Genomic DNA, 22898 nt, shown 5'->3' with positions numbered 1-22898 from the left:
AAGACTGAATTAACCAAAGAATTCAGAATTATGTAAAGGTAAAAATACGGATGTATCAGTATTATTTAGTAAAAATTAACATTTTAAGCATCATACTAGCATTATATTTGCAGATCGTAACCACATCAAAATATCAAAAGATGAATTTAAAAAGATTACTGTATGTATTTGCTATTGGATTAACCCCCATTTTGGGCTACGCTCAGGAGAATAAAAGTGTACCTGAAAACTGGTTTAATCTGGATTATGAAAAAGATGGTGTACTGGGCATAAGTACAGAAAGAACTTACGAGAGTTTACTAAAAGGTAAAAAATCTACACCCGTTATTGTAGCCGTTCTGGATGGCGGTGTTGATGTCAATCATGAGGATTTAAAAAACATAGTCTGGATTAATTTGAAAGACAGTATCTCGAATGGAGTTGATAACGACAAAAATGGATTCATTAATGATAAATATGGCTGGAATTTCATTGGTAACGCAACTGGTGAAAACGTGCATTTTGATAATTTGGAATTAACAAGACTGATCCGTAAACATGCTCCAAAATATGATGGAGTAACGGCTTCGACCGTTATGACCGACCAAGAAAAACGTGCTTACAATGCTTATTTAAAAATGGTAGATGCCTATAATGAGAAATTGGATGAAGCAAAATATGGTGCACTAAATTATGTTGCATTGAAAGAGAACATAGATAATCTTATCAAAAGTATCAATAAGGATAAGTCTGCGATAACAACAGCTGATCTAGATAGTCTCAATCCTCCGGGCAACCGTCAAAAGATTGCGATTAGAATTGCGAAAGAAGAAATTGAGAAAGCTGGCGGATTTGAAAAGTTTTATAATGATTTAACTGAAGGCGCAAATTACTTCGGAAATCAAGTCGCCTATCATCTTAATAAAGAATATGATTCACGTTCTATTGTTGGTGATAACTACGATGATGCACGTGAATATCATTATGGAAACTCGGATGTTACAGGTCCGGATGCACTTCACGGAACACACGTAGCCGGTATCATTGCAGCTGATCGCAAAAATAATATTGGCATTAAAGGGGTCGCTAACGATGTAAAAATACTTTCAGTTCGCCTAGTGCCAGATGGAGATGAGCGTGACAAAGATGTCGCAAATGGCATCCGCTATGCTGTTGATAATGGCGCTAAGGTTATTAATATGAGTTTCGGAAAAGGATACGCTTATAATAAAAATACGGTAGATGAGGCAGTAAAATATGCTATGTCAAAAGATGTTTTACTTGTTCATGCTGCAGGTAACGACAGTGAGGATAATGATATTTCACCTAATTATCCGAATAAATTTTATACAGATAGCTTAGGTGCTATAACAGGCGTTGCAGATGCATGGATTACTGTTGGTGCGACAGGGCCTCGGAAAGATGATGAGCTGCTGGCAAGTTTTTCAAACTATGGTAAAGCTTCCGTGGATGTATTTGCTCCAGGATTATATATCAATTCAACTGCTCCACACTCTGAATACAAAGAAGAGCAGGGTACAAGTATGGCTGCACCTGTAGTTGCCGGTCTTGCTGGTATGTTACGTTCTTACTACCCGCAGTTATCAGCTCTTGAGACAAAAGAGATTATCATGAACTCTGTTACAAAGTTAGATGATTCGGTTCGAATTAAACTGGAAGATGGTTCTTATAAGACAGTCAAATTAGCTGATATTTCTATTTCAGGCGGTATAGTTAATGCTTACATGGCTGTGCAAAAAGCAAATGAATATCTCATTAAAAAGAAAAAATAAAATATTGACATAATATTTGCATCTTGTTTTACGTTTTACTAATAAATTTAACAGTAACAACAAAGATTGCGTATGGTCGAAAACTTTACAACAGAAAATGAAGTTAAAAACATCGAAACAGAAGTAAAAATCTCTGATGAGGATGTGGAACAACAATTAAAACTTCAGCTACCAAAAATCATGATGAATCCAAGTGATTCCTGTATTGATAGAATTTTGAATTACTCAAAATCTGTAGTCAACAAAAAGGCTTAGTCGGGAGATTAAGCCTTTTCTATATTTTAAAAACTTAACTATCTTTGATAGATATGTTGAAAAAAGATAGATATAAAGCTTTTGTAGAATATTTTTCTAAAAATAGCCCAGATGCACAAACAGAATTAAATTATAGTAATCCTTATGAATTATTGGTCGCTGTAATATTGTCTGCACAATGCACAGATAAACGAATCAATCTGGTGACCCCTAAACTTTTTCAACAATTTCCAACTGCCGAAACTTTGGCGAATAGTAGTGCTGAGGAAATATTCACGTATATCCGTTCAGTGAGCTATCCGAATAATAAAGCGAAACATTTGGTTGGAATGGCCAAAATGCTGGTTGATGTATTTGATTCTACAGTTCCTGAAAAAATAGAAGATTTGATAAAACTACCCGGTGTCGGCAGGAAAACGGCAAACGTCATCTCTTCAGTGGTTTACAATCAACCTGCAATGGCTGTTGATACACATGTATTTCGCGTTAGTAACCGGCTTGGTCTCACGAGTAAAGCTACAACTCCACTTGCTGTGGAAAAACAACTGGTCAAATATCTACCTGTTGAAACCATCGCTATTGCTCATCATTGGCTTATATTACATGGTCGCTACATTTGCTTAGCCCGAAAACCTCAATGTGACAAATGTGCCATTACTTACATGTGTAAATATTTTGAAAAAACGCACCAAGTGAAAGAAATCAAAGAAAAAGTTAGTTAAAAACAGTAGACTAATTTTTTTAGTAAAAATATTTTGCAAATTAAAAACTATTCCTTACTTTTGACTTAACAATACTAAGAATATGAGCAACCCAGATAAATTAAAAGCATTACAGCTTACATTAGATAAATTAGAGAAATCATATGGCAAAGGCGCCATTATGAAATTAGGAGATACTACTGTTGATCCCATTGAATCAATCTCTACAGGTTCTTTAGGTCTTGATATCGCATTAGGTATCGGAGGCGTTCCTAAAGGTCGTATCATTGAGATTTACGGTCCTGAGTCTTCTGGTAAAACAACCCTTGCAACGCATATCATTGCTGAGGCTCAAAAATCAGGCGGTATAGCTGCTTTTATTGATGCTGAACATGCTTTTGACAAATACTACGCGCAGAAATTAGGTGTTGATGTTGAGAACTTATTAATTGCACAACCCGATAATGGCGAACAGGCTTTAGAAATTGCCGATAATCTAATCCGCTCTGGAGCTATTGATATTATTGTCATTGACTCCGTCGCTGCTTTAGTACCTAAAGCAGAAATTGAAGGTGAGATGGGGGATTCCAAAATGGGACTTCAAGCACGTTTAATGTCTCAAGCTTTACGTAAATTAACAGGTACAATTTCCAAAACAAACTGCTGTTGTATTTTCATCAACCAGCTCCGTGAAAAAATCGGTGTTATGTTTGGTAACCCTGAAACAACGACAGGTGGTAATGCATTAAAATTCTATGCATCTGTACGTCTTGATATCCGTCGTACTTCTCAGATCAAAGATTCTGATGAAGTATCTGGTAACCGCATAAAAGTAAAAATTGTTAAGAATAAAGTAGCTCCTCCATTCCGAATCGCCGAATTTGATATCATGTTCGGAGAGGGTATTTCAAAAGTTGGTGAAATCATCGACTTAGGTGTTGAATACAATATCATTAAGAAAGCTGGTTCATGGTTTAGCTATGGAGAGACAAAATTGGGACAAGGTCGTGATGCTGTAAAATCATTATTACTTGACAACCCGGATTTGGCGGATGAACTAGAAGCAAAAATCAGAGCTGAAGTTGCTGGCGTAGATCCAAATCTCGTTTTAGAAGAAGGTTAATTTTTTCGTTACATATAGATTTTTAATATAGCCATTCCAAAAGAATGGCTATATTTATTTACTAAAACCTATGCTAATGAAAAAGTATATTCTTTCTTATTTTATTCTTTCAATTTTATGTTGCAGCTCGCTTCTACTTTCGGCACAACAATTAAAGATATTAACATACAATATCCATCATGCTAACCCTCCTAGTGAAAGTGCCGACGTTATCAATCTAGATACGATCGCATCCATTATCAAAAAAACAAATGCAGATCTAGTTGGTCTACAAGAAATTGATGTTAACTTAGATCGATCCCAAAATATTGATCAGGCAAAGAAATTAGCTCAACTCACAGGTTTGCACTACTTCTTTTCTAAAGGAATTAATCTGGATGCGGGTGAGTATGGGACTGTGATCCTTTCGAAATACCCTATTGTTAAAAGTGAACGTTTCGAACTTCCATCACCAATTGAAAGTGAGAAGAGAAGTTTAGGCATAATCCATATAAATATAAAAGGAAAAGTAGTCAAGTTTGCTAATACTCACCTTGATTTGAAAAATAAAAATAGGCTTGCGCAAACGGCTTTTATCATTGACAAATTTAAGAATGATAAAAACCTTGTTATTCTAGTCGGTGATCTAAATGCAACACCTGCAGAACAACCAATCCGTAATTTAGAGCAAATATTTACACGCAGTCAAATCAAAAATGGATTTACAATACCTGAAGTAAATCCTGATCGCGAAATTGATTTTATCATGATAAATAAAGGAAGTCAGTTTAAATTTAAAAATCATCGCGTTTTATCTGAAACTTATGCAAGTGATCATAGACCTGTATATGTTGAAATTAATGCCCAATAATAGCTCATGAGTATCAATAGAAGAAAATTTATAGAGGCCTTAACCTTAGCGGGCATAACATTACCAAGCATCGGTTTGGCTGAGGAAAAAAAAGAACTTAGCGACAACGAAAAATTTGATTTTATCGTACCAGCATATTTGCAAAATCAAATCAATAAGAGTATAAGTATCTTTTCCATTTTAAGCAAACCTGCATTTGCATGGTTGGAGATCTTGGACGACAACAACGAGGTAATTGACAAGATATATCAAAGCGAAGATGGTATGTTAGAGGCTAATACTGACTTATTTAAATTTACTATACAGGAAGCGCCTAGAGTCTTTAAATATAGAATAGTAGCTAAAGAAGTTCTTAAATTTGAAGCTTATAAAATTGTTTACGGACAGGAAATTAAAACCAACATTTTTTCGGCCAAATTAGCTGAAAAAGATCAGGATAAAATTAGATGTTTGATATATAATGATGTACACGAAGCGAAAGATACATATAAGGATTTAGTTCCAAGCCATAATATAGAAACATATGATTTTTCTATTCTAAATGGCGATTCTTTTCATTATGTTACAAACCAAAAAGATATAACAGAAAAACTGCTTCAACCCTTTTCATTTTTTGAAACCAGCAGGCCTTTTATCATGAATCGCGGTAATCACGAAACAAGGGGTTCATTTTCTCGTCTTTTCAAAAAGTTGTTTGGCTATCCTGAAAATAAATTTTATCAATCCTTCAAATTGGGCCCTATTTACTGGATTCTATTAGACAGTGGGGAGGATAAACCAGATACACATGAGGTGTATGGAGGAACTGTAGATTATGACAATTACCGTAAAGAACAGGCTATTTGGTTAGAGAAAGTTTTGCAATCGAAGGAAAGAAAGGCCTCTCAGCATACCGTTGTTGTCAGCCACATTCCTATTTTTCACTCTGATGACTGGCACGGAACATTACATAACCGCTCAAGCTTTCATCCATTATTTCAGAAGTATAAAATTGATGCGATGATTACAGGACATACACACAAATATGGGTATTATCCGCCTGACAAAGATCATAATTATACGATCTTCATCGGTGGCGGTCCAAAGGTTGGAGAACGTACAATAATAGATGTGAACGGTGATAAGAAATCGTTAGATATAAAAATGATCAAAGATAATGGCGATGTATTAGGTCATCTTAAAAAGGCATAATTATTGCACATAAAAAAGGCGTTTACTATGTAAACGCCTTTTTTATAAAATTAATAATCGATCTGACTATTCACCTTCTTCTAAGAAAGGATATTTATAGTTTGTATCTGGATTAAAGGTTTCTTTAATCGTACGTGGAGATACCCAACGTAATAAGTTGATCATTGATCCGGCTTTATCATTTGTACCAGAACCACGTGCACCACCGAATGGCTGTTGCCCTACTACGGCACCTGTACACTTATCATTAACATAGAAATTACCTGCTGCATTACGCAATGCATGTGTTGCCTGTGCGATTGCATAGCGATCTTTAGCGATAACTGAACCTGTTAAAGCATAAATAGAGGTTTTATCAACGATTTCTAATGTTTCTTCCCATTTCTCATCTTCATAAACAAAAATTGTCAAAACTGGCCCGAACAATTCTTCTGACATTGTTTCATAATCTGATTTTTTAGCCACAATAACGGTTGGAGAAATGAAGTAACCTTTAGATTTATCATATGTTCCACCGATCACAACTTCAGCATCAGCAGATTCTTTTGCACGATCAATATATTTTGAAATCTTATCAAATGATTTCTCATCAATAACAGCATTGATGAAGTTTGTAAAATCTTCTGTTCCACCAATTTTGAATGAATTCACATCTGTAGTCATTGCATCTTTCAATGCTGGCCACATCGATGCTGGAACATAAGCACGTGAAGCAGCTGAACATTTTTGTCCTTGATATTCAAATGCACCGCGAACTAATGCTGTATTAGTTACTTGCAAATCTGCTGTTGGATGAACTAAAATAAAATCTTTACCTCCAGTTTCACCAACTATTCTTGGATATGTCTTGTAAAGATGGATATTCTCACCGATTGTTTTCCAAATATCTTGGAAAACTCCTGTAGAACCTGTGAAGTGGATACCAGCAAAATCAGGATGTTTGAAAATTACATCACCTGCATCCGGTCCAGATACATATACTAAGTTAATAACACCTGCCGGCAAACCTGCTTCAATAAAAATCTCCATTAACACTTGCGCAGAATATATCTGAGCATTAGATGGCTTCCATACGACAACGTTTCCCATCATAGCAACACATGATGGTAAATTACCAGCAATAGCTGTAAAATTGAATGGTGTCAAAGCGAATACAAAACCTTCCAAAGGACGTTGCTCCACGCGATTCCATACACCTTTTCCTGATACTGGTGGTTGCTGTGCATAGATTTCTGTCATGTACTGTACGTTGAAACGTAAGAAATCCGTAAACTCACAAGCTGCATCAATTTCTGCCTGATAAGGGTTTTTTGACTGCGCTAACATGGTAGCAGCATTCAACTTATAACGATATTTGGTCGATGCTAGTTCTGCTGCTTTCAAGAAGATTGCTGCACGGTCTTCCCATGGCAAATTCTCCCAATCACTTTTAGCAGCCAAGGCGGCATTAATGGCATCCGTGACATGACTTTTAGCACCTTGACTATATTGTCCCAAAACATGTTGGTGATCGTGTGGAGGATTGATAGATACTTTATTATCAGTACGGACTTCCTTTCCGCCTATATACATAGGTACGTCAACTTGCTTAGCACGAGCTTCATCAATCGCCGCTTTTAATAATTTGCGTTCTTTTGTTCCAACAGCATATGAGTACACTGGCTCATTTGTAGGTGTCGGTACATTAAAAAATCCTTTTATCATAGTAATAATTTTATATTTTCAAAAAGCTGAATTTCAATGAATTCATAGAATTCAACCTAAATTTACAAGATTTTAATCCGTGTTCCAATTATTGGATTAGTCTTTAACAGTACTGGTAAAAATATGTTTAAACTTTTCCAATTTTGGTTTAATCACGTATTGACAATATCGATCCTCCTTATTATTAGCATAGTAATTTTGATGATAATCTTCAGCTTTATAGAAAGTAGTAAATGGATTAATTTCTGTCACGATAGGACGGTCATACAACTGTTCTTCTTTCATTTTTTTTAGATAAAAATTAACTTTTTCTAATTGTTCTTGATCATGAACAAAAATTGCAGAGCGGTATTGCGTACCGATATCATTACCTTGCCTATTCAATTGTGTAGGATCATGTGCGATAAAAAAAGCTTCTAACAAGGTATCGAATGTTATTTTCTTGGGGTCATACAAAACATTGATCACTTCAGCATGTCCTGTATTCCCTGTACTGACTTGGCTATATGATGGATTCTTCGTTTCTCCTCCGGCATAGCCTGAAATAACTTGCTGTATACCATCAAGTGTCTTAAATTGAGCTTCAACACACCAAAAACAACCTGCTGCAAATGTTGCAGTATCTACAAGACCATTCTGATGATCTGGCAACTGTTCAAATGATTGCGGTTCTTTTTTAGCAATATTAGATTTACAGGATAACAATGCATTGCTTGTTACCAAAAGTACAAGCATAGCGATATATTTATGTACCATCTCAATAACCCTTAAATTAAAAAAGCGGTAAAATGTTATCATTCTACCGCTTTTATTTCGCTACTAAAATTAAAAACTATTTAGCGGCAGCATAATTTTTCGCTACTGCATCCCAGTTGATGACATTGAAGATCTCTTCTAAATATGCAGGACGTTTATTTTGAAATTTTAAGTAATATGCATGTTCCCAAACATCAATACCTAAAATAGGTGTACCTTTAACTTCAGCCACATCCATCAATGGATTATCTTGATTAGGTGTCGATGTTACTTGTAATTTACCTTCTGCATTTACAATTAACCAAGACCAGCCAGAACCAAAACGTGTAGCTCCTGCATTTTGCAATTGTGTTTTCAATTCTGCAAAAGAACCAAATGTTTCATTGATTGCCGTTGCCAATTCACCAGTTGGCTCACCACCAGCATTTGGACCTAATACTGTCCAAAATAATTTGTGGTTATAGTGACCACCACCATTATTACGTACTGCTGCAGGATATTTACTGATATTTTTAACGATATCTTCTAAAGATAAGTTCTCAGCTTCTGTTCCAGCAATTGCCTTATTTAAATTATCTACATATGCTTGATGATGTCTATCATGGTGGATTTCCATAGTAGCTTTATCAATATGTGGTTCTAATGCGTCTGACGCGTAAGGTAGCGCTTCTAATACAAATGCCATAATTATTATTTTTTATGTTTATTTAAAGATTGTTTCTATGCAAATATAACGTTTAATATACCTTTATGTTTCGTTTTGCGATTAAATAATCACTAAGCTTTTAACGTTTTTGACGAAAAAATGATTTAACAAGTTCAGCACATTCTTCCCCCAACTTACCATGCTCTACAATTGTTTTGGGATGTAAAATTTTATCATGAAATTGAGAATATCCTCTTTTTTCATCTTGAGCTCCATATACAATTCGGCTGATATGTGTCCAATAAGCTGCACCTGCACACATTACGCATGGTTCTACAGTCACATAAAGTGTGCAGTCGACCAAATATTTACCTCCCAAATGATTTGCAGCAGCCGTAAAGGCTTGCATCTCGGCATGGGCTGTTACATCATTTAGACGCTGTGTCAGATTATGCCCCCTACCGATAATATTACCTTTATGCACAATTACCGCCCCTATGGGGACCTCCCCTGCGGCTAATGCTAATTTTGCTTCCTTCAATGCTTGCTGCATAAAAAAATCGTCAGCATTGTCTACAGATGTTCCTTCAAAATCGATATACCGCATTTTACATTAATTTTGCACCATTAGGTACTTTTTTTTCTACAGTTGTTAAAATGACATCCCCGTTGTCATCAGCAAAACCGGTAACTAAACATTCCGAGAAAAAGTTTGCGATCTGCTTCTTGGGAAAATTTACAATAGCAACAATTTGCTTACCTAATAATTCTTCTTTACTGTAATGCACCGTGATCTGAGCACTACTTTGTTTTATTCCCAATTCATCACCAAAATCAATCGTTAACTGATAAGCTGGTTTTCTTGCTTTTGGAAAATCGGCAACATTTAGTATTTTACCCACACGCATATCAACTTTTTCAAAATCATTCCAAGATATTTCTTCCATTACAAACGATTACTTTCGATACTGCTTAATGACTTGGCCAGTGTAAATAAAACATATTCTCGATCGCGGTGTAATTTTGCCATCAAATGGTTAATCAATTTTTCTTCTTGATTTTCTTCGAAAACTAAATCTTCATCACTTAGATGATTATATTTTCTTTTTATTTTTTCTTTTGCTGTAATCCAATCAAATGTTGTTATTTTAAGTCCCATCATTTTTTAGGTATAAAATTTGCTGTTATTTTTGAAACTTGTTCAAAGTTTAGTTAAAGATACAATTTATATAGAAAATAAAAGTTATGAAGAAAATTTTACCTGCATTACTATTAATTTGTGGTAGTGTTGCTACTGCAAATGCACAATTGTTACCAGGAGTAGAAATTGGTTTAAAGGGTGCCTTAAACTTTTCTAAATTTAAAAGTGATGGTAAGTATTTCAATTCAGACAACAAAGCAGGATATCAAGCAGGTTTGTATGGGCGTGTTGGTGTATTGGGTTTCCATGTGCAACCGGAGATTTACATTACAGGCAAAAATACTACGATTAAGGCTGAAGGAGGAGAAACAACAGATGTAAAATTAACCACAATCGACATCCCGGTATTATTAGGAAAACGTTTTGGTTTAGGACCAATTGGAGCAAGAATCCAAACTGGACCAATATTTTCTTTTAAAGTAGATGATAAACAAGATAAGATAATTCCTAGTTTAGATCCAAATAGCTACAAAAAGAACGGTACATCTTGGGCATTTGGTGTGGGTGCTGATGTTTCAAGTCTTCGTGTTGATCTACGTTATGAAATGGGACTAAGCAAAATCAACAACAGCAGTCAAGCAAATCCAAAAATTAATATGTGGAGTATAGGATTAGGCTATCGTTTATTTAGTTTATAGTACTTTTCAATCAAATCATAAAAGGCTCGTTATCAAAAATAGCAAGCCTTTTTCAATAGCGGTTTAGAATAGTTCTAAATTACTTCTTTTTCTTGTCAAAATTGTATCATATTTAATATCAAATAGTAGATTTGCCTAATTAAATTAAATTACAAAGAATAATGAGTAAATCAAAGCCAGTTTTAAGTTCTTCAATCGGGAAGAAGCTAATCATGAGCTTAACGGGACTTTTCTTATGTACGTTCCTAATTGTTCACTTGATTGGAAACTTGCAGTTATTTAAAGATGACGCGGGTTTAGCGTTCAACAAGTACGCCTATTTCATGACGCATTTTACACCTATCAAGGTTGTGTCTTATTTATTGTATGCTTCGGTGATTATTCACGTGATCTATGCAATCGTGATTTCATTAAAAAATAAGGCTGCTCGTCCTATTGGATATGCATCTTATGATGGAAGCGCAAACAGCAAATGGAACTCACGTAATATGGGTATTTTAGGTACTGTTATCTTAGTATTCTTGGCGACGCACATGTCAAATTTTTGGTGGAAATACCATAATGATCAAACACCTTATATCGAATATCGTACCGATCTGTCGAATGGTGTAACGACTCATCAAGAGATCCAAGCGTCAGATTTTCATGATTACTCAGTCGTTGTTGAAAATGGCATTGAAATCGTAAAAGCACGTGACTTGTATAAGCAGGTAGATTTTGCATTTAAAAACGTTGCTCTAGTAGCATTATACGTAATTGCAATGGCTGCTTTAGCATTCCACTTGATTCACGGTTTTCAATCTGCTTTCCAAACAGTTGGATTCAATCACAAAAGATACATTGGATTGGTTCAATTTATTGGAGTATGGGTATTTGGAGTAGTTATTCCAATTCTTTTCGCAGCGATGCCATTATATTTCTATTTCCGTTAACAATATTTTAGGATGGTGCTATAAGGCACAATCTAATAAATAAAATATAAGATATGTTAGATTCAAAAGTACCTGCGGGGCCATTGGCCCAAAAATGGTCAAAACATAAATTTGAAATGAAGCTGGTTAACCCTGCTAACAAACGTAAATTTACAATTATCGTTGTTGGGACAGGATTGGCAGGAGCTTCTGCAGCTGCTTCTTTAGCAGAATTAGGTTACAATGTAAAGACTTTCTGTTATCAAGATTCACCTCGTCGTGCGCACTCAATCGCGGCACAAGGTGGTATTAATGCTGCAAAAGATTATCAAAATGACGGTGACTCTGTTTTCCGCTTATTTTATGATACTATTAAAGGTGGTGATTACCGTGCTCGTGAGGCAAACGTTTATCGTTTAGCAGAAGTATCGACTAACATCATCGATCAATGTGTGGCTCAAGGTGTTCCTTTTGCTCGTGAATATGGTGGTTTATTAGATAACCGCTCATTCGGTGGTGCTCAAGTATCACGTACATTCTACGCGCGTGGTCAAACAGGACAACAATTATTATTAGGCGCATATTCGGCTTTAAACCGTCAAATTCATAAAGGTAAAGTAAAATCATACACTCGTCATGAAATGCTTGACCTTGTTAAAATTGATGGACAAGCTCGTGGTATCATTACTCGTGACCTAGTTACAGGTAAAATCGAATCACATGAAGGTCATGCTGTATTATTGTGTACTGGTGGATACGGTAACGTTTTCTTCCTTTCGACTAATGCAATGGGATGTAATGTAACTGCTGCTTGGAGAGCTCACAAACGTGGTGCTTTATTTGCAAATCCTTGTTATACTCAAATTCACCCAACTTGTATTCCTGTTACCGGTGATCACCAATCAAAATTAACTTTGATGTCAGAATCATTGCGTAATGATGGTCGTGTATGGGTTCCGAGAACAGTTGAATTGGCACAAAAACTTCAAAAAGGAGAACTGAAAGCTGTTGATATCAAAGAGGAAGATAGAGATTATTTCCTAGAGCGTAAGTACCCATCTTTTGGTAACTTGGTACCTCGTGATGTGGCCTCTCGTAATGCTAAAGAAGCAGTGGATGAGGGACGTGGTGTTGGTAAAACAGGTGTTGCTGTATTCTTAGACTTTGCTGAAGCAATCGGTCGTTTGGGAGAAGATACTGTACGTGAAAAATATGGTAACTTATTCGACATGTACTACCAGATTACAGACGAAAACCCGTACAAACAACCTATGCGTATCTACCCTGCTGTTCACTACACTATGGGTGGTGTATGGGTTGATTATAACTTAATGACAACTGTCCCTGGATTATATGCGTTAGGAGAATGTAATTTCTCTGATCACGGAGCTAACCGTTTAGGAGCTTCTGCTTTAATGCAAGGATTATCGGATGGTTACTTTGTTATTCCTTATACTGTTGGAGATTACTTAGCAAACTTAGGTTCTTTTGCCCCTATTGATAAAAATCATCCTGCTTTCGAAGAAACTCGTAAAGAGGTTGAAACTAGAATCAATGCGCTATTAGCCTTGAATGGTACTAAAACTGTTGATGATCTTCATAAAGAATTAGGTTTGATCATGTGGGAATACTGTGGTATGGCCCGTACAGCTGAAGGATTAACTAAAGCTAAAGGATTGATCCAAAACTTGAAAAAAGAATTCTGGTCAAATGCCAAGGTATTAGGTGAAAATGAAGAGTTAAACATGTCTCTTGAAAAAGCTGGCCGTGTTGCTGATTTCATCGAGTTGGGCGAATTAATGATTGATGATGCATTGAACCGCAGAGAATCTTGTGGTGGTCACTTCCGCTTAGAATCTCAAACTGAAGAAGGTGAAGCTTTACGTATTGACGAAGAGTTTACTTACGTATCTGCTTGGGAATTCAAAGGTGAAAATCAACCAGAAGTTCTTCATAAAGAAGAGTTAGTTTTCGAAAACGTTAAATTAACACAAAGAAGTTATAAATAATATCAATTGACTACTTTATTAGTAGTCAATTGATGACTCAATATTATTATTATGAGTGCACATATGAATTTAACGCTAAAAGTTTGGCGTCAAAAAAACGATAAATCTAAAGGTCAATTCGTAACTGTACAAGCAAATGATATCGCCGATGATATGTCATTCTTAGAAATGCTTGATATCGTAAATGATGAATTGACTCGCAAAGGAGAGGATCCTATTTACTTTGATCATGACTGTCGCGAAGGTATTTGCGGAATGTGTTCATTAGTGATCAACGGACGTCCACACGGACCAAAATATGGTATCACTACTTGTCAATTACACATGCGTTCATTCCACGATGGACAAACAATTGTTATTGAGCCTTGGAGAGCAGCTGCTTTTCCAGTTTTAAAAGATTTAGCGGTAGATCGTACATCATTTGACCGTATCCAACAAGCGGGTGGTTATACAAACGTAAATACGGGTGGCGCACAAGATGCAAATAACATTTTGATTCCAAAACGTATTGCGGATGAGGCTTTCGAGTCTGCGACATGTATCGGTTGTGGGGCTTGTGTTGCAGCTTGTAAAAATGCTTCAGCAATGCTTTTTGTTTCTGCTAAAATATCTCAATTCGCGTTATTACCTCAAGGTCAAACAGAACGTTATGAGCGTGCTCAGGCGATGGTTGATCAAATGGATGCAGAAGGATTTGGTAACTGTACTAATACTGGCGCTTGCGAAGCGGAGTGTCCTAAAGGTATCAAATTGACTAATATCGCTCGAATGAATCGCGAGTACCTAGGTGCTAAGCTTTTCAGAGAAGAGGATATCCACGGATAAAAGAACATCACTTTATAGATAAGTCCTTACAATCTTTTTGTAAGGACTTTTTTTATATATTTATATATTCAATCTCAATAAATAGATAATAAAGTGCCGATATCCTCCAAAATAAGAATTTTACTTATACTGCTGACGCTAAGCTTTATCGTTACTGCTATTACTTTACAAAAGTCTATTACTAGTAAAGATATCTTAAATTTTGAAACCGCCAATCTAGAATCTAAAATTCATGAAAAAGAAGAAGTAATTGATGAATTATTTGCGGATCCAATTATTTTAAAAACATTCAAAAATGCTGAAAAATATCCTGAGCAGTCATATCATATACTTGAAAAGTATAATAAAGATGAGGGAATCGCACTTTTTATTTTTAAAAACCATGAACTTCTACTCTGGAGTACAAACCTATTTGTACCCCTAACTGATGCTGGACTCAAAAATCCGGTCAACTATATCGCGACTAATGATCGCTCATTTGTTGTTAAAAAGAAGGAGATCGGAAATACGACAGTATTAGCCTATGTTATGGTTAAAAAGTATTTCAACATTAATAACGAATATTTCACTAAAGCATTTTCTCCTTTAATAACAAAGAGTACAAACATCGAAATTGCTGATTATGATGATAATATAAACATCAAAAATATTTACAGCAAAGACAAAACTTACTTATTTTCTATTAAACTAAAATCTGGTCAGGTACAAAATATTTTTAGTATCCTTCAAACACTCTGCTGGATACTCGCTGCAACATGTTTTATCACTTTAATACATAATCTCGCGAAACTACTCGTAAATAAGGAAAAAATAATACCTGGAATTTTACTCTATCTTACAGCATTAATTGTTTTACGTTATCTAGACCTTAATTCTAATTGGTTGAATATCCATGCTAATTTGGGCATATTCAATCCTAAAAATTATGCCTATAACTACCTTTTTCCAAATATCTGGGGACTACTTATTACAGTCTTTTTCATATTTCTTTTCATATTATTTCTATATAATATCAAAGACTCATTTTCAATTGAGAAGTATCTGAAAAAGAAAGGCTCGAAAATAATCTTTGCAGTTCTTTCCATCCTAAGTGTCTATTTCTTCTTTACTATTCTTTACAGAACTTTAGGCACACTCATTACACACTCCACTACAACTGTGGTAGACTTCACAAAACTTGTTGAGCTAAATATATTTACATGGATCGACCTTTTTATTATGTGCGTAAGTCTCGTCACATTAATATTATATATCGATCTGGTTATTTCTAATATAAAAAAATTACAGATATCAGATACGGTATTAATTAATATACACTTGAGTTGTCTCATCTTATTTATTTTAATCGGGACTTCATTAAGTGAAAATAATGGGCTCGTTAATATCCTACTTGCACTTATAATATTAATAAGATCATTCAATTCGTTTCTAAAAAAGAAGTTCAGACTAGCTACACATATCATCGTTATCATTCTTTTATCTACAATCTTTTCCATTTACCATGGACATTTCTTCAAAATGAAAAAACTGGAGAACATGAAGCTTTTTATCAGCAATTTGGAAGCAGAAGATGACATTAATGCTATTTCATTATATACTGAAATTGAAAAAGATATTTTAAATGACGAGCAACTCAAACATTTATTTAAAATAAGTTTACCAAACACCAGTACACAAACCATAAGTGAATACATTGAAAAAAAATATCTTAGTGGGTATCTTTCTAGATATGAATTTTTGGGATTTTACTACAATAACAATAAGGAACTTGCTCCTTACAAAAACAATAAAGTAGATGAGTACAGAGAAAAAGTTATTAAAAACTCGTTAAAGATTAGTAATAATTTCTACAGATTAAACAGCGAACTGGGAACTCATGAGTATTTTTCTATTATCAATATTCAAATTGATAAACAAAACACTGTCTCTCTATACCTTAATCTAAAGAATAGATCATTTAATTACAGCCTGCCTTATCCGGACATACTAGTTGATTCCAGATTAAACAAAATGGAGGCACAGTCATTTAATAATAGTTCCATCGCATTGTTTAAAGATGGGAATTTAGTGACCCAATATGGAAAATATAACTACCCAAGTCATGACAATGCTTATCCGAAGAAATTGGGAGAATATATTAATTTGGATAGTAGGGATGATTATTTTCATATCATGTACAGGCCTAATAATTATACTACTTTTTTAGTTAGTTATCCAAAAGAGACACCATGGGAATATTTAGCTACCGCATCATTTTTATTTCTGGTTATTTTTATCTTTTTTTCTATCTCTTCCAGTGTTAGATATGGCTTTAAAATTTTAAAGAATAAATCATTCAAAATCAGAAGCATAAAGTACCATTTCCTTTTTTTAGTAAATAGTATACAATACAGTTCCAGAATACAAACATTGTTTATATCCTCCATCGTGCTGGCAATTTTGATCTCTGGAATTATATCTTTCGTAAGTATAAGTATGCAACTTTCGTATAATAATACTTTGGAAAGAGAAAAGACTGTAACAGATATTAGTAAAAGACTTGAAAGTATAGTCAGTACAGCGTCTACTGCTGAAGAAAAAGAAGAAAGACTGATCTATTATCTGAAATTATTATCAGAATCGCTTTCAAAAGATTTTTCACTCTATTCAAAATCGGGTCGTCTATTATTCAGTTCACAACCCAAGATTTATGATTTAAATATTTTATCAACGTTTATTAACCCGAGTGCATTTAGAAAACTCTCCCTTCTTAAAAAATCAGAGACTATTGAAGAGGAGGTTGTTGGTGATTTTAGGTACGAATCCAGTTATGCAACTATTAGAGATGAAAACTATGCTACTATAGCGTATCTGGGTATACCGAATTTTAATGCACAGAAAGATGATAACTTAAATAAAAATCTACTTTTAAACACATTAATTAATATCTATTCTCTAATAATCATTGGATTTGGTTTTTACGCGGCTTTTGTTGCCAATAAAATCACAGAACCATTAAATTTGATCAGTAAAAAAATAGCCCAAACAAATCTTGGACAACAAAATGAACCTTTATTTTGGCAACGCAATGATGAGATTGGGGGGCTTATTAAAGAATACAATTTAATGATATTAAAACTTGAGGATTATGCAAATAAAATAAAGGATAATGAAAGGGAGTCTACTTGGCGAGAAATGGCACAGCAAGTTGCTCATGAGATCAAAAATCCACTGACACCAATGAAACTTGGGATCCAACAATTGACAAAATCTTATCATGATAACGATGCAAAATTTGAGGAACGTTTTAAACGTATCACCGCATCTTTTATTGAACAAATCAATAGTTTAACCCATATAGCTAAAGAATTCTCAGCCTTTGCAAAATTGCCAGATACTAAATATGAAAAGGTCAATTTGGTGGAAAAAATTAATAAATCAATTGCTGTATATAGTCAAAATCCGCATGCTCAGATTCAATTAATGAATCAAACAAATCAGGCTTCTATATTTGTGGAAGCTGACCGGGATCAATTATTAAGAACGTTTAATAACTTACTGAAAAATGCTATTGAAGCAGGTTTTGGAAAAAGGAAAATAAAAATCGATATCAGCATTTCAAATGGAGAACATGATACATACATTATTAAAATAAAGGATAACGGTCTAGGTATTCCACAAGAAATGCGGGCAAAAATCTTTGAAATTAACTTTACGACTAAAAGCTCCGGAACGGGACTTGGGTTAGTTTTTGTTAAGAAAACAATTGAAGCCATGGGTGGAACTGTAAAATTCGATTCTATAGAGGATCAGGGAACGACATTTCAAATTACTGTACCGAAATACAAAGGTTCATAACAAAATATTCGTCATGATTGGGCGGAATTTAGATTACCAATATACAAAATGCGTGGTAAAAAAATAAGGAGTTCAAATTGAACTCCTTATTTTTTTATCGTATGACTCGTAATAAATAACGTATATAGTACTATTTTAATACAACTGTTGATCTTCCCATGATAGCATTGTCGGCATACAAAAGAACAGTATAAGCTCCCTTAGTGAACTTTTTATCGTCTTTCCAATATAATGAATACTCTTCACCATGATTGGTAAAGTCTATTGTGCTTTTAAAAGTATATTGGAGTTTTTCACTATGTGCATAAAAAGTATTGTCATCCTGATTGATAATAAGATTACCTTGAGGATCGATAATACGTACAAAAATATCTTTTTTCCCCACTTTTGCAAGGGTATTATCTGCGATATTAAAATTTATACTTAATTTATCAACTCTCTTTGCCCTTTCCTCTACTTCAACTTTATCGTTTCTTTTTTCCTGTAGTCCATAAACCGCAATATTAGAAACTTTGATAGCTGCGGCGACATTTACCTTTGACGCTAAATTTGTATTTGAGCTTTCCAAATTACTAATCTTAGTGGAGGAAGCTGAGACTTCTTTTTGTAATAAGCTATTCTTCTCCGCTAGAATTTTATTTTCCTGAATAAGTCTATTAACATCCAAACTAAAATATGCAACTTCACTTTTCAACGAAGTAATTGTCGACTGTGCATGATCAATATCACTCTGTGACAATTGTTTCTGCGCTAATTTAGTTCGTAAGTCTATGATTTTTTTTCTTGCATTTTGTTCTTTCTCGATTAAAGGAGGAGATAATTGAATATTTTCAATTTTCATTTTATCGAGCTCTGCTTCAATACGATCGATCTCCACTTCAAGGTTCTCTTTTTCAACCGTTAGTGCATAGACCTTCTCTCCTGAAGACTTAAATTTAACATAAAAATAAACATTTGTGACAATAAGCGCCGCGATTGCTATTATAAAAAAATAAACTTTTGATGTATTTTTCTTAATCTCTTCCTGCTTATTACCTTTTACTAATTCAGTTTCCATTACCCTTGAATTCCATTTATATTTGACTTATTAAGTCATAGTAGATACATGTCTACAACAAATATTATTCCAAATTTAAATTTTAACAATATTAAAAGAATAATATCTTAAGTCTTAAGGACAACTTTTGAACATTTCAAGCTCAAAGCGTCTCAAAGCTTAATTAGGACTGTTTTTTCACAACCATTAAATTACTCATAATCAATTCCTTAATAAAGTTATCAAAATGAATCTCCGTTTCGAAATGACCAATATATTGCTGTACTAAATGTTTTTCTATTGTTCCATTCACATCAATTGAAACAGAGGATCGGTCTTCAATTTTAACGACAGTTTGTCCAAATTTTATATATTCTTTGTCTATCTTCAACAGGTCCAATCGTTCCTCATCAATATCAATAATTACACCCTTCTCTAATTCTGCTCTTCCACAGAATTCTATTTCTATCCCCAATTCGGCAAAGCTCATTCTTATTAAATCACGTATGGTAATATCTTTGGCGACATATTCCTCCCCAAAATTAAATTGAGATTTTTCCATCCAATATAAATGAGCAGATAAGTCCTTGATATATATTCTATTTTCTAGACCAAGAGCGATATGAACCACCTCCCTTATACTTTTTTGTACAATATTTTTTTCGATCAAAGTACTGTTTCTAAAATTAGAAAATTTGTTAAATAAAAAATTTTAAACAAGTAAAGCTATAGTTTCCTATAGCTTTATCTATCTTCAAAAAGAATATCTTAATTTACTCTTGAAAAAGTGAACACTAAATATGCTTCGCCATTTGTAATGGTTACCGGCATACGCATAACTAATTTACTAGCGTCTGAGTATGATAAATCTAAACGGTAGCCTGTAATAACATTTTTAGCTTTATCGCCAGCATAAATCTTTTTAAACTGAAACTGTGGTTGTCCGTTATTCTTTCCTGGATTGAATATAGACCATATAATATCTCTGGAAGCACCAGGGGCACATAATTTACCGTCTGCTGAAAATGAGATGTTTCCTTTACCATTACCTGGCAATGTCCAAGTACTTCCTATAAAGCATTCAGCAGGTGCTTCTTCAAATACACTTTTAATGGTATAAGATGCGGGTAAATTCTCGCGATCAATAGTGTTTAAAAACCAAGTTCCTTTTACAGCTCCTTTCCAGTCAGAGGCACTAGGCCCTGTAGACATCGCAGTAGATGAAGAACTAGATGCTGTTCCTTTTGGTTGCATACTACAAGCCGAAAAAAGAAACAAACTCAACATGAGAGTTGTGATAGATAAAAGAACTCGATTCATATTCATTAATTTTATAGTTACTTATTGTATTTTTGCTGTAAATATAACAACAAATCATGATTGAGACATCCAAAAATCATACCATTAGTAAGATTGTAGCAAAATCACTATTGCGTCTTTTCGTTTTACTTTTAGCACTAGCTTCTGTTCCTATATTATCGAATAAGGGAACCCAGTCTAATTTAGATGCTAAACACGTTGCATTTCCAAATGAAATGGCAGTAGTTGCTCCTGCATTGCTCTTTATCATTTTTGTAGTTTTACTGATTGTCATGTTAAAAAACAAATATTTAAGAGTCGATATTAATTGGCAATTCTCATTATGCACGATTTTCCTATTGATCTACTTAATTCTATTATACTCCCGTATATATCCCCTAATAGCATAATCCAAATAAATACAATATCATTAATCAAATTAATATCTTTGAGAATTAATGAATAAAGTCAAAACATAGACTTAAATATCTAATGAATAAAAAACTAATTTGGAAAATTGTTAAGAATATACTGAAACTAGTTGTTACTGTTGCTGCTCTTTATTGGGTATTTAGTAAGGTTTCTATCCAAGATCTAAAAGATGCTCTATTAAAATCAAATCCGCTGTTCCTTTTATTCGCATTTTTAGCATATGCCATCTCAATTCTAATATCATCCTCTCGCTTACTTAGCTTCTTAACTGCAATCGGACTTCATGTTTCTGAGAGATATAATTTTAAACTTTATCAGCTTGGCTTGTTTTATAATCTTTTCTTACCTGGAGGTGTTGGAGGTGATGGATATAAAATATATTTTCTTCGAAAAAAGTATAATATTAAAGGTCGAAAGTTACTTGGAGCATTATTCTTTGACCGATTAAGTGGGCTGTGGGCGCTATGTTTAATAATTGCGGCATTAATCATTTTTATGCCTCAACTTGGAATTCCTAATTACTTAACAATTTTAGGATTTATCTTGGGTACAACGCTTTATTATTTTTTGGTAGGCAAATTTTTCAATGATTTTAAGGCAAATTTCATCAAAACACATCTAAAAGCAATAGGTGTACAGTCAATGCAAGTAATTGCTGCTATTATGATATTATACGCCCTAGGCTTTGATGGAAAATTTTCTCCTTATCTCTTTCTCTTTCTCGCTTCTTCATTAGTGGCAATAATTCCATTTTCCGTTGGAGGATTGGGTATGCGAGAGCTAGTTTATATGTGGGGAGCTAATTTTTTTCACCTTGATTCACATTTAGCTGTCTTGATTAGTCTACTATTTTATATTATATCGGCATTCATGGCCTTTACTGGTTCGTACTACATATTTCATCCCTCTGCATTAGGGACCGAAAAATTACCATCTGTTAAAGAAATAGAAGAATCTCAGACGGAAGATTAAATAAATAAACATGGCAAATATTATAATAACAGGAGCAAGCAGTGGAATTGGGTTTGAAGCTGTATTGGATCTCACGGCAAAAAAAGAAAATAATGTTATCGCACTTGCTCGATCTGCAGATAAACTAAAGCGCCTTCACGAAATTGCTAAGGATTTGAATTTCGACGGGGGTAATTTATATCCAGCTCAGTTTGATATTGTTTATGATGATTATCAAACTTTATTACCATTTATCAAATCAAAATTTGAACAGGTAGATATCCTGATCAATAATGCAGGAGTGCTTATCAATAAACCTTTTATGGATAGTTCATTGGAAGAATTTGCATCGATGTTTCAAACCAATGTATTGGCACATGCTAATATGATTCAACATATCGTCCCTTTAATGCCCGAAGGATCTCATATTCTCAATATAGGAAGTATGGGCGGTTTTCAAGGCTCTTCCAAGTTTAGTGGCTTAGCGGCTTATTCTTCTAGTAAAGCAGCTTTGGCAGTATTAACAGAGTGCTTGGCTGAAGAATTTAAGGATAAAGGTATCCGCGTAAATTGTCTTGCTCTTGGATCTGCACAAACTGAAATGTTTGAAGCAGCTTTTCCGGGAATAGAAGCTGGTAAACTCGCTTTTGAGATGGGAAGATATATTGCGGAATTTGCCCAAAATGGACATCAATATTATAATGGTAAAATTCTACCTGTAGCATTAACAACTCCTTAATAAAAAAGTCTCAAAAGTAGTG

The 22898-nt window shown here is 34.2% G+C and carries 23 protein-coding genes; 14 read left to right on the top strand and 9 right to left on the bottom strand.

Annotation, left to right across the window (positions count from 1 at the left end):
• Window positions 1–140 precede the first annotated feature (140 nt).
• From EDF66_RS15395 to EDF66_RS15370, 6 genes are all read left to right on the top strand, one after another.
• Window positions 141–1772 (top strand): S8 family serine peptidase, encoded by a 1632-nt coding sequence (locus tag EDF66_RS15395; protein ID WP_132843610.1) that lies wholly within the window; start codon window positions 141–143, stop codon window positions 1770–1772.
• A gap of 72 nt (window positions 1773–1844) precedes the next feature.
• Window positions 1845–2027 carry a hypothetical protein gene (locus EDF66_RS15390; protein ID WP_132771512.1) on the top strand — a complete coding sequence of 61 codons (183 nt, stop codon included), beginning with the start codon at window positions 1845–1847 and terminating at the stop codon, window positions 2025–2027.
• A 53-nt stretch (window positions 2028–2080) separates the two neighbouring features.
• Complete coding sequence (nth, locus tag EDF66_RS15385; RefSeq protein ID WP_132843608.1) at window positions 2081–2749, top strand: endonuclease III; 669 nt, start codon at window positions 2081–2083, stop codon at window positions 2747–2749.
• An 82-nt stretch (window positions 2750–2831) separates the two neighbouring features.
• Entirely contained in the window at window positions 2832–3851 is a 1020-nt protein-coding gene (gene recA / locus EDF66_RS15380; protein WP_021191922.1) for a recombinase RecA, read from the top strand.
• Window positions 3852–3927: 76 nt separating this feature from the next.
• Window positions 3928–4701 carry an endonuclease/exonuclease/phosphatase family protein gene (locus EDF66_RS15375; RefSeq protein ID WP_132843607.1) on the top strand — a complete coding sequence of 258 codons (774 nt, stop codon included), beginning with the start codon at window positions 3928–3930 and terminating at the stop codon, window positions 4699–4701.
• Window positions 4702–4707: 6 nt separating this feature from the next.
• Window positions 4708–5892 (top strand): metallophosphoesterase family protein, encoded by a 1185-nt coding sequence (locus tag EDF66_RS15370; protein WP_132843605.1) that lies wholly within the window; start codon window positions 4708–4710, stop codon window positions 5890–5892.
• Window positions 5893–5958: 66 nt separating this feature from the next.
• Here the strand turns inward: EDF66_RS15370 and pruA are convergent, their stop codons facing one another.
• The 6 genes from pruA to EDF66_RS15340 form a co-directional block, all read right to left on the bottom strand.
• Entirely contained in the window at window positions 5959–7596 is a 1638-nt protein-coding gene (pruA, locus tag EDF66_RS15365) for an L-glutamate gamma-semialdehyde dehydrogenase (RefSeq protein WP_132843603.1), read from the bottom strand.
• A 96-nt stretch (window positions 7597–7692) separates the two neighbouring features.
• Window positions 7693–8394, bottom strand: a complete 702-nt coding sequence (gene msrA, locus EDF66_RS15360; protein WP_243656064.1) for a peptide-methionine (S)-S-oxide reductase MsrA — start codon at window positions 8392–8394, stop codon at window positions 7693–7695.
• A gap of 34 nt (window positions 8395–8428) precedes the next feature.
• Window positions 8429–9037, bottom strand: a complete 609-nt coding sequence (locus EDF66_RS15355) for a superoxide dismutase (RefSeq protein WP_021191919.1) — start codon at window positions 9035–9037, stop codon at window positions 8429–8431.
• A gap of 100 nt (window positions 9038–9137) precedes the next feature.
• Window positions 9138–9605: a nucleoside deaminase gene (locus tag EDF66_RS15350; RefSeq protein WP_132771517.1), complete on the bottom strand. Its 468-nt coding sequence runs from the start codon at window positions 9603–9605 to the stop codon at window positions 9138–9140.
• A gap of 1 nt (window position 9606) precedes the next feature.
• Window positions 9607–9945 (bottom strand): tRNA-binding protein, encoded by a 339-nt coding sequence (locus EDF66_RS15345; protein WP_132843602.1) that lies wholly within the window; start codon window positions 9943–9945, stop codon window positions 9607–9609.
• Complete coding sequence (locus tag EDF66_RS15340) at window positions 9945–10160, bottom strand: hypothetical protein (RefSeq protein ID WP_132771519.1); 216 nt, start codon at window positions 10158–10160, stop codon at window positions 9945–9947. Before EDF66_RS15340 ends, EDF66_RS15345 begins: the two co-directional genes overlap by 1 nt.
• An 83-nt stretch (window positions 10161–10243) precedes the next feature.
• On the opposite strand from EDF66_RS15340, the gene EDF66_RS15335 reads away from it, so the two are divergent.
• From EDF66_RS15335 to EDF66_RS15315, 5 genes are all read left to right on the top strand, one after another.
• Window positions 10244–10837: a porin family protein gene (locus EDF66_RS15335; RefSeq protein WP_132843600.1), complete on the top strand. Its 594-nt coding sequence runs from the start codon at window positions 10244–10246 to the stop codon at window positions 10835–10837.
• A gap of 161 nt (window positions 10838–10998) precedes the next feature.
• Complete coding sequence (locus EDF66_RS15330; RefSeq protein ID WP_132843599.1) at window positions 10999–11769, top strand: succinate dehydrogenase cytochrome b subunit; 771 nt, start codon at window positions 10999–11001, stop codon at window positions 11767–11769.
• Between the two features lie 53 nt (window positions 11770–11822).
• On the top strand, window positions 11823–13757 hold the full coding sequence (locus EDF66_RS15325; RefSeq protein WP_132843597.1) for a fumarate reductase/succinate dehydrogenase flavoprotein subunit: 1935 nt from the start codon (window positions 11823–11825) through the stop codon (window positions 13755–13757).
• Window positions 13758–13808: 51 nt separating this feature from the next.
• Window positions 13809–14582 carry a succinate dehydrogenase/fumarate reductase iron-sulfur subunit gene (locus EDF66_RS15320; protein WP_021191913.1) on the top strand — a complete coding sequence of 258 codons (774 nt, stop codon included), beginning with the start codon at window positions 13809–13811 and terminating at the stop codon, window positions 14580–14582.
• 93 nt (window positions 14583–14675) lie between these two features.
• Window positions 14676–18419: a sensor histidine kinase gene (locus EDF66_RS15315; RefSeq protein WP_243656063.1), complete on the top strand. Its 3744-nt coding sequence runs from the start codon at window positions 14676–14678 to the stop codon at window positions 18417–18419.
• Window positions 18420–18549: 130 nt separating this feature from the next.
• Here the strand turns inward: EDF66_RS15315 and EDF66_RS15310 are convergent, their stop codons facing one another.
• The 3 genes from EDF66_RS15310 to EDF66_RS15300 all read right to left on the bottom strand — a co-directional run bounded on the left by EDF66_RS15310 (window position 18550) and on the right by EDF66_RS15300 (window position 20775).
• Window positions 18550–19476: a hypothetical protein gene (locus tag EDF66_RS15310; RefSeq protein WP_132771522.1), complete on the bottom strand. Its 927-nt coding sequence runs from the start codon at window positions 19474–19476 to the stop codon at window positions 18550–18552.
• A gap of 163 nt (window positions 19477–19639) precedes the next feature.
• Window positions 19640–20125: a hypothetical protein gene (locus EDF66_RS15305; protein WP_207898644.1), complete on the bottom strand. Its 486-nt coding sequence runs from the start codon at window positions 20123–20125 to the stop codon at window positions 19640–19642.
• Window positions 20126–20223: 98 nt separating this feature from the next.
• Entirely contained in the window at window positions 20224–20775 is a 552-nt protein-coding gene (locus EDF66_RS15300) for a lipocalin family protein (RefSeq protein WP_132843594.1), read from the bottom strand.
• Window positions 20776–20831: 56 nt separating this feature from the next.
• On the opposite strand from EDF66_RS15300, the gene EDF66_RS15295 reads away from it, so the two are divergent.
• From EDF66_RS15295 to EDF66_RS15285, 3 genes are all read left to right on the top strand, one after another.
• Window positions 20832–21164, top strand: coding sequence for a hypothetical protein (locus EDF66_RS15295; protein WP_084825409.1), 333 nt, complete (start codon window positions 20832–20834; stop codon window positions 21162–21164).
• An 82-nt stretch (window positions 21165–21246) separates the two neighbouring features.
• Window positions 21247–22158, top strand: coding sequence for a lysylphosphatidylglycerol synthase transmembrane domain-containing protein (locus tag EDF66_RS15290; RefSeq protein WP_132843593.1), 912 nt, complete (start codon window positions 21247–21249; stop codon window positions 22156–22158).
• 10 nt (window positions 22159–22168) lie between these two features.
• On the top strand, window positions 22169–22876 hold the full coding sequence (locus EDF66_RS15285) for an SDR family NAD(P)-dependent oxidoreductase (RefSeq protein ID WP_132843591.1): 708 nt from the start codon (window positions 22169–22171) through the stop codon (window positions 22874–22876).
• The last annotated feature ends 22 nt before the right edge of the window (window positions 22877–22898 follow it).

The organism is Sphingobacterium sp. JUb20, assembly GCF_004342035.1.
Classification (GTDB): domain Bacteria; phylum Bacteroidota; class Bacteroidia; order Sphingobacteriales; family Sphingobacteriaceae; genus Sphingobacterium; species Sphingobacterium anhuiense.
This window is presented reverse-complemented; position numbering and strand designations above follow the sequence as displayed.